At 61.7% G+C, this 23,017-nt stretch carries 19 protein-coding genes; 15 read left to right on the top strand and 4 right to left on the bottom strand.

The features are described from left to right. The 4 genes from prpB (at position 1) to prpF (ending at position 6,037) form a co-directional block, all read left to right on the top strand. Positions 1 to 888, top strand: a complete 888-nt coding sequence (gene prpB / locus D7325_RS17630; protein ID WP_120997760.1) for a methylisocitrate lyase — start codon at positions 1 to 3, stop codon at positions 886 to 888. 70 nt (positions 889 to 958) lie between these two features. After that, positions 959 to 2,086: a bifunctional 2-methylcitrate synthase/citrate synthase gene (prpC, locus tag D7325_RS17625; protein WP_120997759.1), complete on the top strand. Its 1,128-nt coding sequence runs from the start codon at positions 959 to 961 to the stop codon at positions 2,084 to 2,086. A gap of 64 nt (positions 2,087 to 2,150) precedes the next feature. Continuing rightward, the gene (gene acnD, locus D7325_RS17620; RefSeq protein WP_120997758.1) at positions 2,151 to 4,757 is read left to right on the top strand and encodes a Fe/S-dependent 2-methylisocitrate dehydratase AcnD; all 2,607 of its coding nucleotides are present in this window, start codon (positions 2,151 to 2,153) and stop codon (positions 4,755 to 4,757) included. 89 nt (positions 4,758 to 4,846) lie between these two features. Then, positions 4,847 to 6,037, top strand: coding sequence for a 2-methylaconitate cis-trans isomerase PrpF (gene prpF, locus D7325_RS17615; RefSeq protein ID WP_120997757.1), 1,191 nt, complete (start codon positions 4,847 to 4,849; stop codon positions 6,035 to 6,037). Positions 6,038 to 6,244: 207 nt separating this feature from the next. Here prpF and ppsR read toward each other — a convergent pair whose 3' ends face one another. After that, positions 6,245 to 7,063, bottom strand: coding sequence for a posphoenolpyruvate synthetase regulatory kinase/phosphorylase PpsR (gene ppsR / locus D7325_RS17610; protein WP_120997756.1), 819 nt, complete (start codon positions 7,061 to 7,063; stop codon positions 6,245 to 6,247). A gap of 159 nt (positions 7,064 to 7,222) precedes the next feature. On the opposite strand from ppsR, the gene ppsA reads away from it, so the two are divergent. From ppsA to D7325_RS17570, 7 genes are all read left to right on the top strand, one after another. Continuing rightward, positions 7,223 to 9,592: a phosphoenolpyruvate synthase gene (gene ppsA, locus D7325_RS17600; RefSeq protein ID WP_120997755.1), complete on the top strand. Its 2,370-nt coding sequence runs from the start codon at positions 7,223 to 7,225 to the stop codon at positions 9,590 to 9,592. A 191-nt stretch (positions 9,593 to 9,783) separates the two neighbouring features. Continuing rightward, on the top strand, positions 9,784 to 10,272 hold the full coding sequence (rraA, locus tag D7325_RS17595) for a ribonuclease E activity regulator RraA (RefSeq protein WP_120997754.1): 489 nt from the start codon (positions 9,784 to 9,786) through the stop codon (positions 10,270 to 10,272). A gap of 60 nt (positions 10,273 to 10,332) precedes the next feature. Further along, a complete protein-coding gene (locus D7325_RS17590) occupies positions 10,333 to 11,319 on the top strand; it encodes a zinc transporter ZntB (protein ID WP_120997821.1) in 987 nt (328 codons plus the stop codon). A gap of 70 nt (positions 11,320 to 11,389) precedes the next feature. Then, a complete protein-coding gene (locus tag D7325_RS17585; RefSeq protein ID WP_120997753.1) occupies positions 11,390 to 11,626 on the top strand; it encodes a CrfX protein in 237 nt (78 codons plus the stop codon). 3 nt (positions 11,627 to 11,629) lie between these two features. Continuing rightward, positions 11,630 to 12,454 (top strand): mechanosensitive ion channel family protein, encoded by an 825-nt coding sequence (locus tag D7325_RS17580; RefSeq protein ID WP_120997752.1) that lies wholly within the window; start codon positions 11,630 to 11,632, stop codon positions 12,452 to 12,454. 94 nt (positions 12,455 to 12,548) lie between these two features. Next, positions 12,549 to 13,115, top strand: coding sequence for an RNA polymerase sigma factor SigX (gene sigX, locus D7325_RS17575; RefSeq protein ID WP_120997820.1), 567 nt, complete (start codon positions 12,549 to 12,551; stop codon positions 13,113 to 13,115). Positions 13,116 to 13,209: 94 nt separating this feature from the next. Then, positions 13,210 to 14,205, top strand: coding sequence for an OmpA family protein (locus D7325_RS17570; RefSeq protein ID WP_120997751.1), 996 nt, complete (start codon positions 13,210 to 13,212; stop codon positions 14,203 to 14,205). 122 nt (positions 14,206 to 14,327) lie between these two features. On the opposite strand, the gene acnB is transcribed toward D7325_RS17570, so the two are convergent. Further along, complete coding sequence (gene acnB / locus D7325_RS17565) at positions 14,328 to 16,937, bottom strand: bifunctional aconitate hydratase 2/2-methylisocitrate dehydratase (RefSeq protein ID WP_120997750.1); 2,610 nt, start codon at positions 16,935 to 16,937, stop codon at positions 14,328 to 14,330. Positions 16,938 to 17,315: 378 nt separating this feature from the next. On the opposite strand from acnB, the gene D7325_RS17560 reads away from it, so the two are divergent. Together D7325_RS17560 and D7325_RS17555 are read left to right on the top strand one after the other, a co-directional pair. Beyond that, entirely contained in the window at positions 17,316 to 17,792 is a 477-nt protein-coding gene (locus D7325_RS17560; protein WP_120997749.1) for a DUF1289 domain-containing protein, read from the top strand. A gap of 32 nt (positions 17,793 to 17,824) precedes the next feature. After that, entirely contained in the window at positions 17,825 to 18,442 is a 618-nt protein-coding gene (locus tag D7325_RS17555) for a MiaE family protein (RefSeq protein WP_120997748.1), read from the top strand. On the opposite strand, the gene D7325_RS17550 is transcribed toward D7325_RS17555, so the two are convergent. Both D7325_RS17550 and D7325_RS17545 read right to left on the bottom strand, forming a co-directional pair. Continuing rightward, positions 18,397 to 19,146 (bottom strand): UDP-2,3-diacylglucosamine diphosphatase, encoded by a 750-nt coding sequence (locus tag D7325_RS17550; RefSeq protein ID WP_120997747.1) that lies wholly within the window; start codon positions 19,144 to 19,146, stop codon positions 18,397 to 18,399. The two genes, D7325_RS17555 and D7325_RS17550, sit on opposite strands and share 46 nt — an antisense overlap. Before the next feature lie 2 nt (positions 19,147 to 19,148). Then, a complete protein-coding gene (locus D7325_RS17545; RefSeq protein WP_120997746.1) occupies positions 19,149 to 19,643 on the bottom strand; it encodes a peptidylprolyl isomerase in 495 nt (164 codons plus the stop codon). 193 nt (positions 19,644 to 19,836) lie between these two features. Between D7325_RS17545 and D7325_RS17540 the strand changes: the two genes are divergently transcribed. Together D7325_RS17540 and cysS are read left to right on the top strand one after the other, a co-directional pair. Continuing rightward, a complete protein-coding gene (locus D7325_RS17540) occupies positions 19,837 to 21,507 on the top strand; it encodes a glutamine--tRNA ligase/YqeY domain fusion protein (protein ID WP_120997745.1) in 1,671 nt (556 codons plus the stop codon). Continuing rightward, on the top strand, positions 21,507 to 22,895 hold the full coding sequence (gene cysS, locus D7325_RS17535; RefSeq protein WP_120997744.1) for a cysteine--tRNA ligase: 1,389 nt from the start codon (positions 21,507 to 21,509) through the stop codon (positions 22,893 to 22,895). Before D7325_RS17540 ends, cysS begins: the two co-directional genes overlap by 1 nt. Positions 22,896 to 23,017 lie beyond the last annotated feature (122 nt).

The raw sequence follows: 23,017 nt of genomic DNA, 5'->3' as shown, positions 1-23,017 counted from the left end.
ATGAGCCTTCCCACGGCCGGCCAGCGTTTTCGCGATGCGGTTGCCAGCGAGCATCCGCTGCAAGTCGTCGGCGCGATCAACGCCAATCATGCCCTGCTGGCCAAGCGCGCCGGCTTCAAGGCGATCTATCTTTCCGGCGGCGGGGTAGCGGCAGGCTCGCTCGGTCTGCCGGACCTCGGGATCTCCGGTCTCGATGATGTGCTGACGGATGTGCGCCGGATCACCGATGTCTGCGACCTGCCGCTTCTAGTGGACGTCGACACCGGTTTCGGCTCGTCGGCATTCAACGTGGCTCGCACCGTCAAGGCGATGATCAAGTTCGGTGCCGGCGCGCTGCACATCGAGGATCAAGTGGGCGCCAAGCGCTGCGGCCATCGTCCCAACAAGGAGATCGTCAGCCAGCAGGAAATGGTCGACCGCATCAAGGCAGCGGTCGATGCACGCACCGACGACAGCTTCGTCATCATGGCCCGCACCGACGCGTTGGCGGTGGAAGGCCTCGACGCGGCGCTCGACCGCGCAGCGGCCTGTGTCGAGGCGGGCGCGGACATGATTTTCCCCGAGGCGATCACCGAGCTGGCGATGTACAAGACCTTCGCCGAGCGGGTGAAGGTGCCGGTGCTGGCCAATATCACCGAGTTCGGCTCGACGCCGCTGTACACCACACAGGAGTTGGCAGGGGCCGATGTCTCGCTGGTGCTGTACCCCCTGTCCGCCTTCCGCGCCATGAACAAGGCCGCCGAGAATGTCTACCAGGCGATCCGTCGTGACGGCACGCAGAAGAACGTGGTGGACACCATGCAGACGCGCATGGAGCTGTACGAGCGCATCGACTACCACGCGTACGAGCAGCACCTCGATGCGCTGTTCGCGCAGAAGAAGCACTGAGGGCTGGCCATCCGGCCCCGGTCGTCCATACGAAATCCATCCCATAACAAGGTCAAGAAAGGAGAGAGCGATGGCTGAAGCGAAAGCACTGGGCGGCGCCGGCCTGCGCGGCCAGGTCGCCGGGCAGACGGCGCTGTGTACCGTCGGCAAGGAGGGCGCCGGCCTGACCTACCGCGGCTACGACGTTCGCGAACTGGCGGAGCGTTGCGAGTTCGAGGAGGTCGCTCACCTGCTGGTTCACGGCGAGTTGCCGAACGCGGCGCAGCTGGCGGCGTACAAGCAGAAACTGCGCGGCCTGCGCGATCTCCCGACCGCACTGAAAGAGGTGCTCGAGCGCATCCCGGCCAATGCCCATCCGATGGACGTGATGCGCACCGGTGCCTCGGTGCTCGGCACGCTGGAGCCGGAAACCGACTTCAGCCAGCAGCGCGACCGTACCGACCGGCTGCTCGCGGCCTTCCCGGCGATCATGACCTACTGGCACCGCTTCGTGCAGGACGGCACGCGCATCGATTGCGACACCGACGAAGACACGCTCGGCGGGCATTTCCTTGCGCTGCTGCATGGCAAGAAGCCCAGCGATCTGCACGTCAAGGTCATGAACGTCTCGCTCATCCTGTATGCCGAGCACGAATTCAACGCCTCTACCTTCACGGCGCGGGTCTGCGCCTCGACGCTCTCGGATCTCTATTCCTGCGTGACGGCCGCCATCGGCTCGCTGCGCGGCCCGCTGCACGGGGGCGCCAACGAAGCGGCGATGGAGATGATCGAGCGCTATGGCTCGGCTGACGAGGCCGTCCAGGGAACGCTGGGCATGCTCGAGCGCAAGGACAAGATCATGGGCTTCGGCCATGCCATCTATAAGGAGTCCGACCCGCGCAACGAGGTGATCAAGGAGTGGTCGCGCAATCTGGCGGACGAGGTGGGCGACTCTGTGCTCTTCCCGGTCTCCGAAGCGATCGACCAGACCATGTGGGCGCAGAAGAAGCTGTTCCCTAACGCCGACTTCTACCACGCATCGGCCTACCACTTCATGGGCATTCCGACCCGGCTGTTCACCCCGATCTTCGTCTGCTCGCGTGTGACCGGCTGGTGTGCCCACGTGTTCGAGCAGCGAGCCAACAACCGCATCATCCGTCCGAGTGCCGACTACACCGGCCCCGAGCAGCGCGCCGTTCCGCCACTGGACAAGCGCTGACAACCGATCCGGGGCGACAACTCGCCCCGATCCGATACGAGACCGTAGCCTGAACGAGTCCACCATGAACACTGCCTTCCGCAAGCCCCTGCCGGGAACGGCGCTGGATTACTTCGATGCCCGTGCGGCGGTCGAGCAGATCCAGCCCGGTGCCTATGAACAGTTCCCGTACACCTCGCGTGTGCTGGCCGAGAACCTGGTGCGACGTTGTGATCCGGACGCACTGACCGATTCGCTCCGACAGTTGATCGAGCGACGCCGCGACCTGGATTTCCCGTGGTATCCAGCCCGTGTGGTCTGCCACGACATTCTTGGCCAGACCGCGCTGGTCGACCTGGCCGGTCTGCGCGACGCCATCGCCGACGGGGGCGGGGACCCGGCGAAGGTCAATCCCGTAGTGCCGGTGCAGCTGATCGTCGACCACTCGCTGGCGGTGGAGTGTGGCGGGTTCGATCCGCAGGCGTTCGAGAAGAACCGGGCGATCGAGGACCGGCGCAACGAAGACCGCTTCCACTTCATCGAGTGGACCAAGCGGGCGTTCGAGAATGTCGATGTCATTCCGCCGGGCAACGGGATCATGCATCAGATCAATCTGGAGAAGATGTCGCCGGTGATCCAGGCGCGTGACGGCGTGGCGTTTCCCGATACCTGCGTGGGCACCGACAGCCACACGCCGCACGTCGACTCGCTCGGCGTGATTGCCATCGGCGTGGGTGGCCTGGAGGCGGAGAACGTCATGCTCGGCCGGGCGTCGTGGATGCGTCTGCCCGACATCGTCGGTGTCGAGCTGAACGGCCGGCTGCAACCCGGCATCACCGCCACCGACATGGTGCTCGCGCTGACCGAATTCCTGCGCAAGGAGCGCGTGGTGGGCGCCTACCTGGAGTTCCATGGCGAAGGCGCCTCGGCGCTGACCCTGGGCGATCGGGCGACCGTTTCGAACATGGCGCCCGAGTACGGCGCCACGGCAGCGATGTTCTTCATCGACGAGCAGACCATCGAGTACCTGCGCCTGACTGGCCGGGACGAGGAGCAGGTGCGACTGGTCGAAACCTATGCGCGGCACACCGGTTTGTGGGCCGACAGCCTGGGTGCGGCGCGCTACGAGCGCACCCTTCGTTTCGATCTGTCTTCCGTCGTGCGCAACATGGCGGGCCCTTCGAACCCGCATGCCCGGGTCGCGACCACCGAACTGGCCGCCCGCGGGATCGCCGGGCAATGGACCGAGGTGCCAGGCGCGATGCCCGACGGCGCCGTGATCATCGCGGCCATCACGAGCTGCACCAACACCAGCAACCCGCGCAACGTGATCGCGGCGGGCCTGCTGGCGCGCAACGCGAACCGGCTGGGCCTGAGCCGTAAGCCGTGGGTCAAGTCCTCGCTCGCGCCCGGTTCGAAGGCCGTGAAGCTTTACCTCGAAGAAGCGGGGCTGGAACAAGAACTGGAGCAGCTGGGCTTCGGCATCGTTGCCTTCGCCTGCACCACCTGCAACGGAATGTCCGGCGCGCTCGACCCGGCAATCCAGCAGGAAATCGTCGAACGCGATCTGTATGCCACGGCCGTGCTGTCAGGCAATCGCAATTTCGATGGGCGTATCCATCCGTACGCCAAGCAGGCCTTCCTTGCTTCGCCGCCCTTGGTGGTCGCCTATGCGATCGCCGGCACCATCCGGTTCGACATCGAGAAGGATGTGCTCGGCATCGTCGATGGGCGTGAAATCCGTCTGAAGGACATCTGGCCGAGCGATGAGGAGATCGAGTCGGTGGTCAAGGCATCGGTCAAGCCGGACCATTTCCGCCAGGTCTATATCCCGATGTTCGACATCACCCGCGAGGCGGCCAGCCAGGTCAGTCCGCTGTACGACTGGCGACCGATGAGTACCTACATCCGCCGTCCGCCTTACTGGGAAGGCGCGCTGGCCGGCGAGCGCTCGCTCAGGGGCATGCGGCCGCTGGCGCTGCTCGGTGACAACATCACCACCGATCACCTGTCGCCGTCGAATGCGATTCTGGCCGACAGCGCGGCCGGCGAATACCTGGCGAAGATGGGCCTGCCGGAGGAGGACTTCAATTCCTACGCCACTCACCGTGGCGACCACCTCACGGCGCAGCGCGCGACGTTCGCCAATCCGAAGCTGATCAACGAGATGGCGGTGATCGACGGCAAGGTCAAGCAGGGCTCGCTCGCCCGTATCGAGCCGGACGGCACGGTGACGCGCATGTGGGAAGCGATCGAGACCTACCTCGAGCGCAAGCAGCCGCTGATCATCATCGCCGGTGCCGATTACGGTCAGGGCAGTTCGCGCGACTGGGCCGCCAAGGGCGTGCGACTGGCCGGGGTCGAGGCGATCGTGGCTGAAGGCTTCGAGCGCATACACCGGACCAACTTGATCGGCATGGGCGTGCTGCCGCTGGAATTCCAGCCCGGCACGACCCGCAAGACGCTTGGGCTGGACGGCACCGAGACCTATGACGTGCTCGGCGCCCGGCGACCGGGTGCCACGCTGACGCTGGTCGTGAATCGTCGTGACGGGGAGCGCCTGGAGGTGCCGGTGCTCTGCCGGCTGGACAGCGACGAGGAAGTCTCGATATACGAGGCGGGCGGCGTGCTGCAACGCTTTGCGCAGGATTTCCTCGAATCCACGCTGCCCACCGCTCAGGCCCGTCACTAACTCGTAGGCGCTCGCTCGCGAACCATCACCGAGGCCGCGGTGGCACGGTTCGCGAGCAAGCCCGCATCGACATCTGCTCAGGATTCGCCATGGCTCACGTATCCCAGATCCGTATTCCCGCCACCTACATGCGAGGCGGCACCAGCAAGGGCGTTTTCTTTCGCCTCGACGACCTGCCAGAGGTTGCGCGCGTCCCCGGGGTCGCACGGGACGCCTTGCTGCTTCGCGTGATCGGCAGCCCCGATCCGTACGGCAAGCAGATCGACGGCATGGGGGGCGCGACCTCGAGCACCAGCAAAACGGTCATCATCAGCCGCAGCAGCCGGCCCGGACACGACGTCGACTACCTGTTCGGACAGGTCGCGATCGACTCGGCATTCGTCGACTGGAGCGGCAACTGCGGCAACCTGTCGGCGGCGGTGGGCTCGTTCGCCATCCACGCCGGCTTCATCGAGCCCGAGCGCATCCCGGCGAACGGCCACTGCACGGTTCGCATCTGGCAGGCGAACATCGGCAAGACCATCGTCGCCCACGTGCCGATCACCGACGGCCAGGTGCAGGAAACCGGCGACTTCGAGCTCGATGGCGTCACCTTCCCGGCGGCCGAGGTGCAGATAGAGTTCATCGACCCGGCCGACGAGGGTGAGGGCGGGGGCGGCGCCATGTTCCCGACCGGCAACCTCATCGACACCCTGACGATTCCCGAGCTGGGTCCGGTGCAGGCAACGCTGATCAATGCCGGCATCCCGACCATCTTCGTCAATGCTGCGGACATCGGTTACCGCGGCACCGAGCTGCAGGACGACATCAACGGCGACGTCGCGGCGCTTGCGCTCTTCGAAAGCATCCGTGCCCAGGGCGCGCTTCGGATGGGGCTGATTGCCGAGCTATCGGAAGCCGCCAAGCGCCAGCACACACCCAAGGTGGCCTTCGTCGCGCCCCCAGTCGATTACCGGTCTTCCAGTGGTAAGGACGTCCGCGCCAGCGACACCGATCTGCTCGTGCGCGCCATGTCGATGGGCAAGCTTCATCACGCCATGATGGGCACGACGGCGGTTGCGATCGCGACGGCCGCGGCCATTCCCGGTACGGTCGTCAACCTGGCCGCGGGGGGCGGTGTGCGTGATTCGGTGCGCTTCGGCCATCCGTCCGGGACCTTGCGCGTCGGCGCCGAGGCACGGCAGGCGCAGGGCCAATGGGTCGTCGCCAAGGCCGTGATGAGCCGCAGTGCGCGCATCCTGATGGAAGGGTGGGTTCGTATTCCGGGCGACGCGTTCTGAAAGCGCGGCCGGCGGCGGTCTTTCGGTTCGCTTACTCATAGCGCCGGCGATAGGGCCAGCACGCACAGGCTTGCTACGTCGGCTCGATCAAGCGGTGCGGCGTGCTCGTCGCGCCTCGCTTCTCATGGGGCGGGACGGACCATTCGCCCGAAAACCGCCCTGCAACCGCACTAACCGCCGATCCTGCTGTCTAGCGAACGGGCCGATTCATTTGAGCCGGCGCTCGACGCCTTTCTCCACGAGGATCTTTGCGGAAATTTCCTCGACCGAGAAATGGGTGGAGTTGATGAAGTTGATGTTTTCGCGACGGAAGAGGCTTTCCACTTCGCGTACTTCGAACTCGCACTGGGCGAAGCTGGCATAACGGCTGTTGGGCTTGCGCTCGTGGCGGATGGCGGTGAGGCGGTCGGGATCGATCGTCAGGCCGAAGAGTTTCTCGCGGTGATTCTTGAGCGCGGCGGGTAATTGCAGACGCTCCATGTCCTCTTCGGTGAGCGGATAGTTGGCCGCTCGAATGCCGAATTGCATGGCCATGTAGAGGCAGGTCGGTGTCTTACCGCAGCGCGACACACCGATGAGAATCAGATCGGCCTTGTCGTAGTAGTGCGTGCGAGCGCCATCGTCGTTATCGAGTGCGAAGTTGACCGCCTCGATTCGCTCCATGTAATTGCTGTTGTGACCGATGGAATGGGATTTACCGACGGAATAAGAGGAATGGGACATCAGTTCATGTTCCAGTGGAGCAAGGAATGAAGAAAAGATGTCGATCATGAAGCCATTGGATTCGGCGAGTATGTCGCGTATTTCCTGGTTCACCAGCGTGTCGAATATGATCGGGCGCGCACCGTCGCGGACCGCCGCTTCGTTGATTTGCTGCACCATCGCACGCGCTTTGTCCGCCGTATCGATATACGGGCGCGTGACCTTCTTGAAACTGATGTTCTCGAATTGCGCAAGCAGACTCTGGCCCAGGGTTTCTGCCGTGATACCGGTACCGTCTGAAATAAAGAAAGCGGTTCTTTTCATCGCACCTATGGGCCTTAAGTCAAGAACGGTTCTCGGCTATAGTACGCCGCGCTTCGCCGAGCCCGAATGGCAGGCATTGTCACTTATTTCGATAGGCCGGGCCACAACCGCACGGATGGGATCCGTCCGAGTTTTCCAACATAGAAGTGGAGAATCACCTTGGTAGAGTACGTAGTTTCCCTCGATAAGCTCGGCGTCCACGATGTGGAGCGAGTGGGGGGCAAGAACGCATCCCTCGGCGAAATGATCAGCAACCTGGCGGGCGCTGGCGTTTCGGTTCCCGGCGGTTTCGCCACTACGGCCCAGGCCTATCGCGACTTTCTCGACCAGAGCGGTTTGAACGATCGGATTCATGCGCTGCTCGACGCGCTCGATGTCGATGACGTCAACGCGCTCGCCAAGGCCGGCGCCCAGATCCGTCAGTGGGTGATGGAAGCCGAATTCCCGGCGCAGCTCGACCAGGACATCCGCTCCGCCTTCGCCGAGATGTCCGGTGGCAATGACAACATGGCGGTGGCCGTGCGCTCTTCGGCGACGGCCGAAGACCTCCCGGATGCCTCGTTCGCCGGTCAGCAGGAAACCTTCCTGAACATTCGCGGCGTCGACAACGTCATCCGCGCCGCGAAGGAAGTGTTCGCCTCGCTGTTCAACGACCGCGCGATCGCCTATCGCGTGCATCAGGGGTTCGATCACAAGCTCGTCGCACTGTCGGCGGGCGTACAGCGCATGGTTCGTTCCGAAATCGGAACCGCGGGCGTCATGTTCACCCTGGACACCGAATCGGGCTTCCGCGACGTGGTGTTCATCACCGGCGCCTATGGCCTGGGCGAGACGGTCGTTCAGGGCGCGGTCAACCCGGATGAATTCTACGTTCACAAGCCCACGCTCGAAGCGGGTCGCCCGGCGATCCTGCGCCGCAACCTGGGCAGCAAGGCCATCAAGATGATCTACGGCGACGAGGCCAAGGCCGGCAAGTCGGTCAAGACCGTCGAAGTGGACAAGGCCGACCGTGCCCGCTTCGCGCTCAGCGACGACGAGGTCACCGAGCTGGCCAAGCAGGCGCTGATCATCGAGAAGCACTACGGTCGTCCGATGGACATCGAGTGGGCGAAGGACGGCGACGACGGCAAGCTGTACATCGTGCAGGCGCGCCCCGAAACGGTTAAGAGCCGCGCAAGCGCGACCGTCATGGAGCGTTACCTGCTCAAGGAGAAGGGCAAGGTCCTGGTGGAAGGTCGCGCGATCGGCCAGCGTATCGGTGCCGGTCCGGTCAAGGTCATCCATGACGTGTCGGAAATGGACAAGGTGCAGCCGGGCGACGTGCTGGTCTCCGACATGACCGACCCGGACTGGGAGCCGGTGATGAAGCGCGCCAGTGCCATCGTCACCAATCGCGGCGGCCGTACCTGCCATGCCGCGATCATCGCCCGCGAGCTGGGCATCCCGGCCGTCGTCGGCTGCGGCAACGCGACCGAGCTGCTGCAGGATGGTCAGCGGGTTACGGTCTCGTGCGCCGAGGGCGACACCGGCTTGATCTTCGAGGGCGAGCTGGGCTTCGATATTCGTCAGAATTCGATCGATGCCATGCCGGCACTGGCATTCAAGATCATGATGAACGTCGGCAATCCGGACCGTGCGTTCGATTTCGCCCAGCTGCCGAACGAAGGGGTCGGTCTGGCACGGCTCGAATTCATCATCAACCGCATGATCGGCGTGCATCCCAAGGCGCTGTTGAACTTCGATTCGTTGCCGGCCGACGTCAAGGCCAGCGTCGAGAAGCGGATCGCGGGTTACGCCGATCCGGTGAGCTTCTACGTCGACAAGCTGGTCGAGGGCGTCAGTACGCTCGCGGCGGCGTTCTGGCCCAAGAAGGTCATCGTGCGGCTGTCCGACTTCAAGTCGAACGAATACGCCAATCTGATCGGCGGCAAGCTCTACGAGCCCGAGGAAGAGAACCCGATGCTGGGCTTCCGCGGTGCGTCCCGTTATATCAGCGACAACTTCCGCGATTGCTTCGAACTCGAATGCCGGGCCATGAAGAAGGTCCGCGACGTGATGGGGCTGACGAACGTCGAGCTGATGGTGCCGTTCGTGAGAACGCTGGGCGAGGCTTCGCAAGTCGTCGACCTGCTCGGGCATTACGGCCTCAAGCGCGGCGAGAACGGCTTGCGCGTCATCATGATGTGCGAGCTGCCATCCAACGCGCTGCTGGCTGATGAGTTCCTCGAGTATTTCGACGGTTTCTCGATCGGTTCCAACGACATGACTCAGCTGACGCTGGGTCTGGATCGCGACTCTGGCATCATCGCGCACCTGTTCGACGAGCGGAATCCGGCGGTCAAGAAGCTGCTGTCCAACGCCATCCAGGCGTGCAACAAGGCCGGCAAGTACATCGGCATCTGCGGTCAGGGCCCGTCCGATCATCCGGATCTGGCGAAATGGCTGATGGAGCAGGGCATCGAAAGCGTGTCGCTGAACCCGGATTCGGTGCTCGATACGTGGTTCTTCCTCGCCGAAGCCGAAATCTAAGGCGAGCAGAAGGGGCGGCGACGCCCCTTCTTGTTTCTTGCCGCTTTCTTCGCGGCGCTTGGGCGATCGGTCCAGCGAAGCGCATCGCCGGCTTGCGGGACGGCGCCCGAAGCGTTTCAAATGCGGCCTCAGCAACAAGTTGAACTGCGCGGGCGCTCAAGCGGTGACGTCATCCGAACAAGGAGTCATGCATGCAATACGTAACCCCCGATCTTTGCGACGCCTACGGCGACATCGTGCGCGTAGTCGAGCCCATGTTCACCAACTTCGGTGGGCGGGACTCCTTTGGCGGTCAGATCGTCACCGTGAAGTGTCACGAGGACAATTCGGTCGTCAAGGAGCAGGTCGAGCTCGACGGTGAAGGCAAGGTGCTGGTCGTCGATGGCGGCGGTTCGCTGCGGTGCGCGCTGCTCGGTGACATGCTGGCTGAGAAGGCGTCCCGCAACGGCTGGGAAGGCATCGTCGTCTATGGCTGCATCCGCGATGTCGACGTCGTGGCTCAGATCGACCTTGGCGTTCAGGCGCTGGCCTCGCATCCGCTCAAGTCGCTCAAGCGCGGCGTTGGCGAGCTGAACGTCGACGTGACGTTTTGCGGCGTGACCTTCCGCCCTGGTGAATACCTCTATGCCGATAACAACGGCATCATCGTTTCGCCCAAGGCGCTCGACGCGCAGGGCTGATCCATTTCCGAACGACCAGCCCGGCCAGCGCCGGGCTTTTTATTGGCAGTGTTTTCGACCATGGCGAAACCCGACAGCGGTCTTTTGCATGCCCTCGTGCTGGATGGGCACGGCGGAGCCAGGCCCATCGACTACCAGGACTTGGATCGTCTGGTGCTAGGCGACACGGAAAGCCTTTGGCTGCATTGGGATCGCAGCTCGGAGCTCGCGCGCACCTGGCTCGAAACCAACAGCGGGCTATCCGATTTCGCCTGCGACCTGTTGCTCGAGGAGAACACGCGGCCGCGCCTGGTGATGCTTCCGGATGATGCCGTGCTGTTGTTCATGCGAGGGCTGAATCTCAACCCGGACGCCGTGCCGGAAGACATGGTCAGCCTGCGCATTCATGCGAGCGAGCGGAGGGTCATCTCGCTGCGCCTGCGGCCGCTGCGGGCCACCGAGGAGGTGCTGCGCCATCTGTCGCAAGGACGAGGGCCTCGCACGGCGTCGGACGTGCTGCTCTACCTGGCTGACTCGCTGACCGAGCGCATCGACGAATTGGTGGTGCAGCTCGGTGAGCAGATCGACCGGGAGGAGGATCGTCTCGAGGCCGACCCGCGGTACAAGCCAGGCCAGGATGGCATGTTCTCGCTTCGGCGAACCGCGGCCAGCCTCAGGCGCTTTCTGCTTCCCCAGCGCGAGCTGTATAGCCAGATGACGCGCAACCGCCTGCCGTGGTCAACGGCCGAAGACACGGATTACTGGAACGAGCTGAGCAATCGCCTGGTGCGCTTCATCGAGGAACTCGATCTGGTGAGAGAGCGGGTCAACCTGGTGCTGGAAGCGGAGCAGCGTCGGCGCAGTGACCGGATGACGCGCACCATGTACCTGCTCGGAATCACCACCGGCTTCTTCCTGCCCATGACGTTTGTGACGGGCTTGCTGGGCATGAACGTCGGTGGAATTCCCGGCGCGGACAACCCCTACGGTTTCATCGCCGCCTGCCTGGTCGTCGGAGGTATCGCCGTCCTTCAGTGGTGGGTCTTCCGGTTGCTGCGCTGGCTCTGATGTGACCTGAAGCCGCTCGCGGCCGTCTAGCACGGACATAACGTTTCTTGGTTTTCTCGTTCAGGCTGCCATGCACGATCCTTTCGAAGAGTCCCTGCGCGATCTGCTCAAAGCGTCGCCTCCGCGTAACGATGACGCCTGCCTTGATCGCGTCCTGAAAACCGCTAACCGGCAGGTCGGTGTCGGCGATCTTTTCGGCTTGATGGGGCTGTGGGGGCAGGTTGTCGTTACCGCCTTTGCGGCGGGTTCCAATCATCGCGCGCCCGTTTCGCGGCGCACTCAACGCTCGACCAACAAGGCTGGCTGAATCATGCAATTCGATCCCTGGACACAAAGCCTGATCACCGCGATGAGCTCGATGTGGGCATCGGTCGCAGCCTTCATTCCAAGGCTTCTCGGTGCGTTGCTGGTCGTGCTGATTGGATTCGCCGTGGCGAAGCTGCTCGATACGTTGCTTTCCAAGGTGCTGGCCAAACTAGGCCTGGATCGGCTGATGGCAGGGACCGGGCTGACGAAGCTGCTCGGGCGCGCCGGCATCCGCGCACCCGTTTCGACCCTGATCGGCAAGATCATCTATTGGTTCGTCCTGCTCGTCTTTCTGGTATCGGCTGCCGAGTCCCTCGGGCTCGAGCGCGTGTCGGCGACGCTCGATGTGCTCGCGCTCTATGTTCCAAAGGTGCTTGGCGCGGCGCTGATCCTGCTTGGCGGCATCCTCCTGGCCCAGCTGGTCAGCGGTCTGGTTCGCGGGGCTGCAGAAAGCGTGGGCCTGGAATACGCCGGGGGGCTGGCACGGATCGCTCAGGGGCTGGTCGTGGTGATCAGCATCTCCGTCGCGGTCGGACAGCTCGAGGTCAAAACCGAGCTGCTCAACTATGTGATCGCCATCACGCTCATTTCCGTTGGGCTCGCCGCCGCGCTGGCGCTTGGCCTGGGCAGTCGGGATCTGGTTGGGCAGATACTGGCGGGCATCTACGTGCGTGAGCTGTATGGCGTCGGCCAGCGCGTACGGGTTGGCGATCTGGAGGGCTTGGTCGAGGAAATCGGCACGGTTAAAACCCTCCTGTTGCTAGATACGGGCGAACTCGTCTCGATCGCCAACAAAACGTTGCTGGAACAGCAGGTGGGCAGCCGTTAATCCACTCTGGTAATGTATGCCGCCTTTTCGGACAGACGGCGCGTCCGCGCACGGATTACCGGCCCACGCCTTGACTACGCCCCATCAGCACGCCTTGCAGTACGATCCCCGCGAGCTTTCTGACGAAGAGCTGGTGTTGCGTGCGCATGTGGAACTCTTTCATATAACGCGGGCCTATGAAGAACTGATGCGGCGATACCAGCGCACGTTATTCAATGTGTGTGCTCGGTATCTCGGTAATGACCGCGATGCGGACGATGTCTGTCAGGAAGTTATGTTGAAGGTCTTGTATGGACTGAAGACTTTCGAAGGGAAGTCGAAGTTTAAAACATGGCTTTACAGCATCACTTATAACGAGTGCATCACGCAGTATCGGAAAGAGCGGCGCAAGCGCCGTCTTCTCGACGCCTTGAGTCTCGACCCGCTGGAAGAGGCGTCCGACGAACGTGCACCGAAGATCGAGGAGAAAGGAGGGCTGGATCGTTGGCTCGTCCATGTCAACCCGATCGACCGCGAGATTCTGGTGCTTCGATTCGTCGCAGAGCTAGAGTTCCAGGAAATCGCCGATATTATGCACATGGGGCTAAGTGCCACTAAAATGCGTTACAAGCGTGCGCTGGACAAACTTAAAGAAAAATTTTCCGGGCAAGTCGAAACTTAGTCGCCGCTAATAACTCATATGCAGCGAACGACTAGGTCCACACACCGGCTTCCTTAGATTGTTCTGATACTAACCACCAGATGGGGATTTACGGATGGAACTGAAAAACACCTTGGGCGTCGTGATCGGCTCAGTGATTGCCGCTTCTTCGTTCTCCGCTTTTGCCCAAGGCCAGGGCGCGGTTGAAATCGAGGCATTCGGCAAGCAGTACTACACCGACAGCTCGCGCAATATCGAAGATGAGGGCGAGTTGTATGGCGCCGGGGTGAGCTACTTCCTGACTGACGACGTCTCCCTTGGCTTGTCCTACGGCGAATACCATGACCTGACCAGCGATGAAGCAGGCGCCGGCGGCCACAAAGACATCAAGGGCAACCTCACCAGCCTCGATGCCGTTTACCACTTCGGCCAGCCTGGCGTCGGTCTTCGTCCTTATGTTTCCGCCGGGGTTGCTCACCAGAGCATTGGCCAGGCTGCACGTAGCGGTCGAGATCACAGCACCTTCGCCAACGTCGGCACGGGCGTTAAGTACTACGTCACCGAGAATCTGTTCGCCAAGGCGAGCGTCGACGGCATGTACAACATCGATGCCAACGAAGCCGAGTGGATGGCGGGCGTTGGGGTGGGCTTCAATTTCGGCGGTGGTGCGCAGCAGGTGGCGGCCGTCGAGCCTACGCCCGAGCCCGTTCTTGAGCCCGCTCCGGCACCGGTTGCCGAGCCTGAAGTCGCCGCTCCCGAGGTTGTCCGGGTCGAGCTGGATGTGAAGTTCGATTTCGACAAGGCGCGTGTGCGTGAAGAAAGCTATGCCGAGATCAAGAACCTCGCTGACTTCATGCAGCAGTATCCGCAAACCACCACAGTGGTAGCCGGTCACACCGACTCGGTCGGAACCGACCAGTACAACCAGCGTCTGTCCGAGCGCCGCGCTGATGCCGTCCGTGACGTGCTGGTCGAGCAGTACGGCCTGGAAAATGATCGTGTCAGCACCGTTGGTTACGGTGAGTCTCGCCCGGTGGCCGATAACTCCACCGACGCAGGTCGCCAGATCAACCGTCGCGTCGAAGCGGAAGTCGAAGCGCAAGTTCGCTAAGGCTTGCGGTAACGAAAAACCCGGTCGCGAGGCCGGGTTTTTTTATTGCGCTTGTGTCTGCTCGGAAAGCGGGCCAATAAAAAGCCCCGCCATACGGCAGGGCCTTTTATCACACGCTCCGATCAGGCCTGTACGACCGGGATCTTCGCTTTTTCAGCTGCCTCGCGGAACTCGGCAATCTGATCGAACGACAGGTAGCGGTAAACGTCGGCCGCCATGCTGTCGATATCGGCCGCGTACTGCATGTATTCCTCGACCGTTGGCAGACGACCCAGGATCGATGCAACCGAGGCGAGCTCGGCTGAGGCCAAGTAGACGTTGGCGCCATCGCCCAGACGGTTCGGGAAGTTGCGGGTCGAGGTCGACACCACGGTCGAGTTCGATGCAACGCGTGCCTGGTTACCCATGCACAGCGAGCATCCGGGCATTTCCATCCGCGCACCGGCCTTGCCGTAGATGCCGTAATAGCCTTCTTCGGTCAGCTGGTGAGCGTCCATCTTGGTTGGCGGAGCCAGCCACAGGCGGGTAGGAATGCCACCCTTGACCTTGTCCAGAAGCTTGCCGGCGGCACGGAAGTGACCGATGTTGGTCATGCACGAACCGATGAACACTTCGTCGATCTTGTCGCCAGCGACCTGGGACAGCAGACGGGCGTCGTCAGGGTCGTTCGGCGCGCAGAGCACCGGCTCGGTCACTTCGGCCAGGTCGATCTCGATGACTTCGGTGTACTCCGCATCGGCGTCAGCGGTGAGCAGTTCCGGATCGGCAAGCCAGGCTTCCATCGCCTGAGCGCGACGCTCCAGGGTGCGAGCGTCACCGTAGCCTTCGCCGATCATCCAGCGAAGCAGGGTGATGTTCGACTGCAGGTACTCGGCGATCGACTCCTTCGACAGCTTGATCGTGCAACCTGCCGCAGAACGTTCGGCCGATGCGTCCGACAGCTCGAAGGCTTGTTCGACGGTAAGTGTCTCGAGGCCTTCGATTTCGAGAATGCGGCCGGAGAAGATGTTCTTCTTGCCTTTCTTCTCGACGGTAAGGAGGCCTTTCTGGATGGCGTAGTAGGGGATGGCATGCACGAGATCGCGCAGCGTAATTCCCGGCTGCATCTTGCCCTTGAAGCGAACCAGTACCGATTCCGGCATGTCCAGCGGCATGACGCCAGTGGCGGCGGCGAATGCCACCAGGCCCGAACCGGCCGGGAACGAAATGCCGATCGGGAAGCGGGTGTGCGAGTCGCCACCGGTACCGACGGTGTCCGGCAGCAGCATGCGATTCAGCCAGCTATGGATGATGCCGTCGCCCGGGCGCAGGGATACGCCGCCGCGGGTCATGATGAAGTCGGGCAGCGTGTGGTGAGTCTTGACGTCGATGGGCTTGGGATACGCTGCGGTGTGGCAGAACGATTGCATGACCAGATCGGCGGAGAAGCCCAGGCATGCGAGGTCTTTCAGTTCGTCGCGAGTCATCGGGCCGGTGGTGTCCTGGGAACCGACCGTCGTCATCTTCGGCTCGCAATAGGTCCCCGGACGCACACCCTTGCCTTCTGGCAGACCGCAGGCGCGGCCAACCATCTTCTGCGCCAAGGTATAGCCTTTGCCGCTGTCGGCAGGGGCTTCGGGCTTCTTGAACAGATCGGACGGACCCATGCCCAGCTCGGCGCGAGCCTTCTCGGTCAGGCCGCGGCCCACGATCAGCGGGATGCGACCACCGGCACGGACTTCGTCCAGCAGCACGTCGGTTTTCAGCTCGAACGTGGACACCACGTCATCGGTGCCGTGCTTGCACACTTTGCCGGCGTAGGGATAGACGTCGATCACGTCGCCCATGTTCAAGTCCGATACGTCGAACTCGATCGGCAGTGCACCGGCGTCTTCCATGGTGTTGTAGAAGATCGGTGCGATCTTGCTGCCGAAGCAGAAGCCGCCCGCGCGCTTGTTCGGCACGTAAGGGATGTCGTCACCGAAGAACCAGAGCACCGAATTGGTAGCTGACTTGCGCGAGGAACCGGTGCCAACGACGTCACCGACGTAAGCGACCGGGAAGCCCTTGGCTTTCACTTCTTCGATCTGCTTCAACGGGCCGATGGAGCCCGGTTGGACTGGCTCGATGCCGTCGCGTGCCATTTTCAGCATGGCCAGCGCGTGCAGCGGGATATCAGGGCGCGACCAGGCGTCCGGGGCGGGCGACAGGTCGTCGGTATTGGTCTCGCCGGGAACCTTGAATACGGTAAGGCTGAGTTTTTCCGGTACGGCAGGACGGGCCTTGAACCACTCGCCCTCTGCCCAGGACTGCATCACGCCTTTGGCGGCCGCATTGCCAGCCTTGGCCTTCTCGGCGACGTCATGGAACGCATCGAACATGAGCAGCGTGTGCTTGAGCTGCTCGGCTGCGACACTTGCCAGTTCGGCGTCGTCGAGCAGTTCGACCATCGTGGCGATGTTGTAGCCACCCTGCATGGTGCCGAGCAGCTCGACCGCGCGCTTCTTGTCGATCAGCGGGGAGGTCGCCTCGCCCTTGGCGACTGCGGAGAGGAAACCGGCCTTGACGTAGGCGGCTTCGTCCACGCCCGGCGGAACGCGGTTGGAGATCAGGTCGACGAGGAATGCTTCTTCGCCGGCGGGAGGATTCTTGAGCAGTTCGACCAGCGCTGCGGTCTGCTCTGCATTGAGCGGCTGAGGCACGACGCCTTGGGCGGCACGCTCTTCTACGTGTTTGCGGTAGGCTTCAAGCACAGTTTTTCCCTCATCATTGGTCCCAAACTACGGGACGCGCATCCGGAAGCTGTTTTCAAAGTTTTACGCCGGAGGGAAGGGTAGGACGCAGGCTTGCCTTTGTGTCCTACCGGGCCGGTCAACTGTGCTCGTGACGCTTTGAAAACAGCTTCTTGGGACATTGGCGCCAAAAACGGCGGGCCGATTCTACTGGAAAGCCCCTTCGAAGTTAAGCGGCCGCCATGACTTCGCGGTTCGAGAAAGCCAAGGCACTTGCGTTGCGAACCCCGCGATAATCGCGGCTTCCGGCCTGCGGAAAGGACAGCTGGCGTTGCCGTGGTGACCTCGCTAGGACAAAAGTCTAAGATGCCGCGCTTGAAATGAGCTGTTGCCGCGACGATGACTACCGCCCCTCTCAAGACGCCCTGTGTTGGCCTGTGTTCGACCGTCTACGGCGACGTGGTTTGCCGCGGCTGCAAGCGCTTTCATCATGAGGTGATCAATTGGAATCTCTATTCCAACGATGAAAAGCGGGCGGTCTTGCGGCGGCTGGGCGCGCTTCTGGCGCAGGTGATGGAAAGCAAGGTCGATGTGTTCGACGCCGGCTTGCTGCGTGCGCAACTGGACGCACGGCAAATCCGGTATTCGCCTGAGCAATCGCCTTATTGCTGGGCATACGGGTTGCTTGCCAAGGGCGCTCGCCTGATTCGTTGCATCGAAGCCTATGGCGTCGCGCTGTTGCCCGAGTTCAGAGAGCGAACGCTCGTCGAATTGAGGGACATCGTCGATCGCGAGTTCTTTCTTCTTTCCGAAGCGCACTATGAGCGTTACATCGCCCCGCGCTTTCTCGTCGACGGCATGGAAATAAGGGTGTGAAGACATACAGCGCACCGGTCTTGGAGCGATCAGTGACTATCGATGACTTTCTCGCATGCCCTACGCCGCCGGCCTGGGTGGAAGCGGCTCTGGCGAATCAAGAGGTGTTGCTCCTGGATCACGCGAACTGCGAGAAAAAAGCGGCAGGCACTGCCTTCCAGCTGATGTTCCGCTACATCGACAAGCCAAGTCTGCAGAACAAGATGTCGCGCCTTGCACGCGAGGAGTTGCGGCATTTCGAGCAGGTGCTTGGCTACATTCGCAAGCGCGGCGTGGTGCTGCGCAATATCGGTTCGTCACGCTATGCGGCGGGACTGCGCGAGCTGGTGCGTAATCAGGAACCGCACCGACTGTCCGATACGCTGGTCGTTGGCGCGTTCATCGAGGCTCGTTCCTGCGAGCGATTCGCCGCGCTCGCGCCGAGGCTCGATGCAGAACTATCGAAGTTCTACACCGGTCTTTTGAAATCGGAAGCACGCCATTTCGCTGACTATCTGGCCTTGGCGTATGAATTCGCCGATGAGTCGGATGTCGACGCGGCGATCGTGCGCATCAGGGCGAGAGAGCAAGAGTTGATCGAGTCGGCGGATGACGCCTTCTATTTTCATAGCGGCGTGCCGGCGACGGGTTCGGTCAAGTCGAACGGATAAAGAGACAGGCCGTTGGGTGTCAGCCGCACGGCCCAGCCCTGGGTGTCCCAGTCGCCTAGGACGACTCGTTGTGCTGGCTGGCCGGCTATCTCGAAATCGTGAATGGCGGGCCGATGGGTGTGCCCGTGGATCATCAGCCTCACACCATGCTGCAGGCAGGTGCGTTCCACCTCGGCGGGGGTCACGTCCACGATGTCGCTGGCTTTCATGCGCACGGCGGACTGGCTTTTAGCACGCAGCTTCGCCGCCAGTCGCTTGCGTGTCGCCAGAGGTAGATGGCGCAGAACGAAGAGGCTGAGCGGATTTCGCAGCAACGTGCGCATGCGTTGATAGTGCTCATCGAGCGTGCAGAGGCTATCGCCATGCAACAGCAATACGGGTTGGCCGTTCCACTCGATGAGGCTGGGATCGCGCAATAGGGTGCATCCGGCTGCCTTGCAGAACTGCTGGCCTAGCAGGAAGTCACGGTTGCCGTGCATGACGAATATGCGAGTGCCACGCTCACTCGTTCGCTTCAAGGCCTCAGCCACCGAACGCTGGAAAGCGGACATGCCGTCGTCGCCGATCCAGACTTCGAAGAAGTCCCCGAGTATGTAAAGTGCCTCGGCGCCGCGACAGGTTTCTGAAAGAAAAGATAGAAACGCCCGGGTGATATCCGGGCGCTCTTCTTGCAAATGAAGATCCGATACGAGCAGGACGGTCATCGTTATTCGACGACTTCGGCCTTTTCGATGATCACGTCGTCGACGGGTACATCCTGATGGCCGGACTTCATGGTCGTCGAAATAGCCTTGATCTTGTTGACCACGTCCATGCCCTCGACTACCTCGCCAAATACGGCATAACCCCAACCCTGAACGGTGGGTGCAGTGTGATCGAGGAAGGTATTGTCCGCGACGTTGATGAAAAACTGCGCGGAAGCCGAGTGGGGCTCCATGGTGCGGGCCATCGCGACGGTGCCCGTCTTGTTCGATAAGCCGTTATTGGCCTCGTTCTTGATTGGCGAACGGGTGGGTTTCTGCTTCATGCCGGGCTCGAAACCCCCGCCCTGAATCATGAAGTTGCCAATCACGCGATGAAATATGGTGTTGTCGTAATGACCGGCACTTACATATTCCTTGAAGTTCGCCGCCGTCGCCGGCGCCTTGTCTTCGAACAGTTTCAGCGTAATGACGCCGTGGTTGGTGTGCAGTTTGATCATGGTGTGTTCCGTAACGGTGGGTAGCTGGCATATGACATCGCTATTGGCTTTACCAGCAATGTCAGACGCTTCGTACCGCCGGCCGCTGATCGCGGGCGAAGGCCCTGTCAGGGGGTTGACGGGTCCGTTATGATAAGCCCTTTGATTTGGCCGGCCTACCCTGCGCCGCATATTGGCAGACCGTAAGGACATCATGAGCAAGCCTGAGAATTCCGCCGCCTCCAACTTCCTGCGTTCAATCGTTCAAGCCGATCTGGAGTCGGGCAAGCACACGCAGATCGTGACGCGTTTTCCGCCGGAGCCCAATGGCTATTTGCACATCGGCCATGCGAAATCGATTTGCCTCAATTTCGGTCTCGCTGAAGAGTTTGGTGGGCAGTGCAATCTTCGTTTCGATGACACCAATCCGGCAAAGGAAGATCAGGAATACATCGATGCGATCAAGGCGGATGTAACGTGGCTTGGCTTCTCCTGGGCAGGCGAGGAGCGCTATGCATCGAATTACTTCGAGCAATTGCACGCCTGGGCGGTGATGCTGATAGAGGCCGGCAAGGCATACGTCGATGACCTGTCTCCGGAGCAAGCGCGCGAATACCGCGGAACACTGACCGAGCCGGGGCGAAACAGTCCGTTTCGTGACCGGAGCGTCGACGAAAACCTCGACCTGTTCGCTCGCATGAAGGCAGGGGAATTCCCGGACGGCGCGCGCGCGCTCAGGGCCAAGATCGATATGGCATCGCCCAACATGAACCTGCGCGATCCGATCCTCTATCGCATTCGCCATGCGCATCATCATCAGACGGGGGATGCCTGGTGCATCTATCCCAGCTATGACTTCACTCACGGTCAGTCGGACGCGCTGGAAGGCATCACGCATTCGATCTGCACGCTGGAGTTCGAAGATCACCGCCCTTTATACGAATGGTTCCTGGACAACTTGCCGGTGCCGGCCAAGCCCCGTCAGTACGAGTTCGCCCGCCTCAACCTGAACTACACCATCACCAGCAAGCGCAAGCTGAAACAACTGGTCGACGAGAAGCACGTCAGCGGCTGGGACGATCCCCGCATGTCGACCCTCTCGGGCTACCGTCGGCGCGGCTATACGCCATCGTCGATCCGAACGTTTTGCGACATGATCGGCGTCAATCGCGCCGGCGGTGTGGTCGATATCGGGATGCTCGAATTCGCCATACGAGAAGATCTGGACGCTAACGCAGCCCGGGCCATGTGCGTGCTCAAGCCGCTCAAGGTGATCATCACCAACTACCCCGAAGGCAAGCAGGAGAACCTCGAACTGCCACGCCATCCCAAGCAGGACATGGGCGTGCGCGTGCTGCCGTTCGCCCGCGAAATCTACATCGATGCGAGCGACTTCGAGGAAGTCCCGCCGGCTGGCTATAAGCGTCTGGTTCCAGGTGGGGAAGTCCGGCTTCGCGGCAGCTACGTCATTCGTGCGGACGAGGCGATCAAGGACGCCGATGGCAAGGTCATCGAGTTGCGGTGCAGCTATGACGAAAACACCCTCGGGAAGAATCCCGAAGGGCGCAAGGTCAAGGGTGTGATTCACTGGGTGCCGGCTGCCGACAGCGTCGAGTGCGAAGTGCGTCTCTACGACCGGTTGTTCCGCTCGCCGAATCCGGAAAAGTCGGAGGAGGGCGGGAGCTTTCTCGACAACATCAACCCCGAGTCGCTCGTGACCCTGACCGGCTGCCGCGCAGAGCCTTCGCTCGCCCAGGCACAAGCGGAGGACCGTTTCCAGTTCGAGCGGGAGGGATATTTCTGCGTGGACCGCAAGGACAGTCGGCCCGGTGCGCTCGTGTTCAATCGGACCGTCACGCTCCGTGATTCGTGGGGCGGTCAGTGATGAGCCTGTCGATCTACAACACCCTGACCAAGGCCAAAGAGCCATTGCGGCCATTGGTCGGCAACCATGTCCGCATGTATGTCTGCGGCATGACGGTTTATGACTTTTGCCATATCGGCCATGCGCGCGTCATGGTTGCGTTCGATGTGATCGCCCGCTGGCTCCGGCACCGTGGTTATCAACTGACGTACATCCGCAACATCACGGACATCGACGACAAGATCATCCGACGCGCCAACGAGAATGGCGAGCCGTTCGAATCGCTAGTGACCCGAATGATCGCGGCCATGCATGAAGACGAAACCCGGCTCAGTGTGCTGCGTCCTGATCAGGAGCCTCGAGCGACCGATCACATTGCCGGCATGCACCAGATGATCCAGACCCTGATCGACAAAGGGTTCGCCTATGCGCCGGGCAATGGCGATGTCTATTACCGGGTTGGCAAGTTCGCTGGCTATGGAAAGCTGTCGCGCAAGCGGATCGAGGACCTGAAGATCGGTGCCAGGATCGAGGTTGGCGAGAGCAAGGAGGATCCACTGGACTTCGTGCTCTGGAAGAGTGCCAAACCCGGCGAGCCGAGTTGGGATTCGCCTTGGGGCAAGGGGCGGCCTGGCTGGCATATCGAATGCTCGGTCATGTCGACCTGCTGCCTCGGCGATACCTTCGATATTCATGGCGGGGGGCCGGACCTGGTGTTCCCCCATCACGAGAACGAGATCGCGCAGAGCGAAGCGGCTACTGGAAAGCTCTACGCGAAGACGTGGATGCATGCAGGCGCGGTTCGCGTCGATGGCGAGAAGATGTCCAAGTCGCTGGGCAATTTCTTCACTATCCGCGAAGTGCTCGATAAGTATTCCCCTGAGGTGGTGCGTTACCTGCTGGTGGCCAGCCATTACCGCAGCCCCATCAACTATTCCGAGGACAGTCTCAGGGAAGCCAAGTCGGCGCTTGAACGTTTTTATCGCACCCTGAACGGCCTGCCTGATTCGATCCCGTCCGGTGATCATGAATTCAGCGATCGTTTCGCCGCTGCGATGGACGATGACTTCAATACGCCGGAAGCCTGCGCAGTGCTGTTCGACATGGCGCGCGAGGTTAATCGCCTGCGTAGCGTCGATATCGATGCCGCGGCCGGGCTCGCTGCTCGGCTCAAGGAACTCGCCTGTGTGCTCGGGTTGCTGCAACTTGAGCCGCAAGCGTTTCTGCGTGCAGGCGCTGATGACCGAGTCGACGCACAGCAGGTCAATGAATTGATCGCAAGGCGGTTGCAGGCCAGGGCTGAGAAGAACTGGGCGGAGTCCGATCGGATACGAGACCAGTTGGCCGAGATGGGGGTCGTGCTCGAGGACAACAAGTCCGGTACCAGCTGGCGGCTCGCGGACAGCTGACGCTGGGCTGGCAATGAACTAACTATGGGACTTCCCGTCTATCGAATGTCGGACGTGGTTAGCCCCTGGTTGGCATGCACGACGCGACAAGACAGTAGATCGATTAAGAGAAGGAGCCTTTC

This window comes from Stutzerimonas urumqiensis, from assembly GCF_003640395.1.
In the GTDB taxonomy this organism is placed as follows: domain Bacteria; phylum Pseudomonadota; class Gammaproteobacteria; order Pseudomonadales; family Pseudomonadaceae; genus Stutzerimonas; species Stutzerimonas urumqiensis.
Note: the sequence above shows the minus strand (reverse complement) of the source record. Positions and strands in the feature narration are given on the sequence as shown.

What these genes read in the sequence shown, in the direction of transcription:
- prpC (WP_120997759.1), top strand. Translation starts at nt 959, where the DNA reads ATGGCTGAAGCGAAAGCACTGGGCGGCGCCGGCCTGCGCGGCCAGGTC.
- acnD (WP_120997758.1), top strand. Translation starts at nt 2,151, where the DNA reads ATGAACACTGCCTTCCGCAAGCCCCTGCCGGGAACGGCGCTGGATTAC.
- D7325_RS17550 (WP_120997747.1), bottom strand. Translation starts at nt 19,146, where the DNA reads ATGACCGTCCTGCTCGTATCGGATCTTCATTTGCAAGAAGAGCGCCCG.
- cysS (WP_120997744.1), top strand. Translation starts at nt 21,507, where the DNA reads ATGAGCCTGTCGATCTACAACACCCTGACCAAGGCCAAAGAGCCATTG.
- ppsR (WP_120997756.1), bottom strand. Translation starts at nt 7,063, where the DNA reads ATGAAAAGAACCGCTTTCTTTATTTCAGACGGTACCGGTATCACGGCA.
- D7325_RS17560 (WP_120997749.1), top strand. Translation starts at nt 17,316, where the DNA reads ATGACTACCGCCCCTCTCAAGACGCCCTGTGTTGGCCTGTGTTCGACC.
- D7325_RS17570 (WP_120997751.1), top strand. Translation starts at nt 13,210, where the DNA reads ATGGAACTGAAAAACACCTTGGGCGTCGTGATCGGCTCAGTGATTGCC.
- rraA (WP_120997754.1), top strand. Translation starts at nt 9,784, where the DNA reads ATGCAATACGTAACCCCCGATCTTTGCGACGCCTACGGCGACATCGTG.
- D7325_RS17540 (WP_120997745.1), top strand. Translation starts at nt 19,837, where the DNA reads ATGAGCAAGCCTGAGAATTCCGCCGCCTCCAACTTCCTGCGTTCAATC.
- prpF (WP_120997757.1), top strand. Translation starts at nt 4,847, where the DNA reads ATGGCTCACGTATCCCAGATCCGTATTCCCGCCACCTACATGCGAGGC.
- D7325_RS17585 (WP_120997753.1), top strand. Translation starts at nt 11,390, where the DNA reads ATGCACGATCCTTTCGAAGAGTCCCTGCGCGATCTGCTCAAAGCGTCG.
- D7325_RS17580 (WP_120997752.1), top strand. Translation starts at nt 11,630, where the DNA reads ATGCAATTCGATCCCTGGACACAAAGCCTGATCACCGCGATGAGCTCG.
- D7325_RS17545 (WP_120997746.1), bottom strand. Translation starts at nt 19,643, where the DNA reads ATGATCAAACTGCACACCAACCACGGCGTCATTACGCTGAAACTGTTC.
- D7325_RS17590 (WP_120997821.1), top strand. Translation starts at nt 10,333, where the DNA reads ATGGCGAAACCCGACAGCGGTCTTTTGCATGCCCTCGTGCTGGATGGG.
- prpB (WP_120997760.1), top strand. Translation starts at nt 1, where the DNA reads ATGAGCCTTCCCACGGCCGGCCAGCGTTTTCGCGATGCGGTTGCCAGC.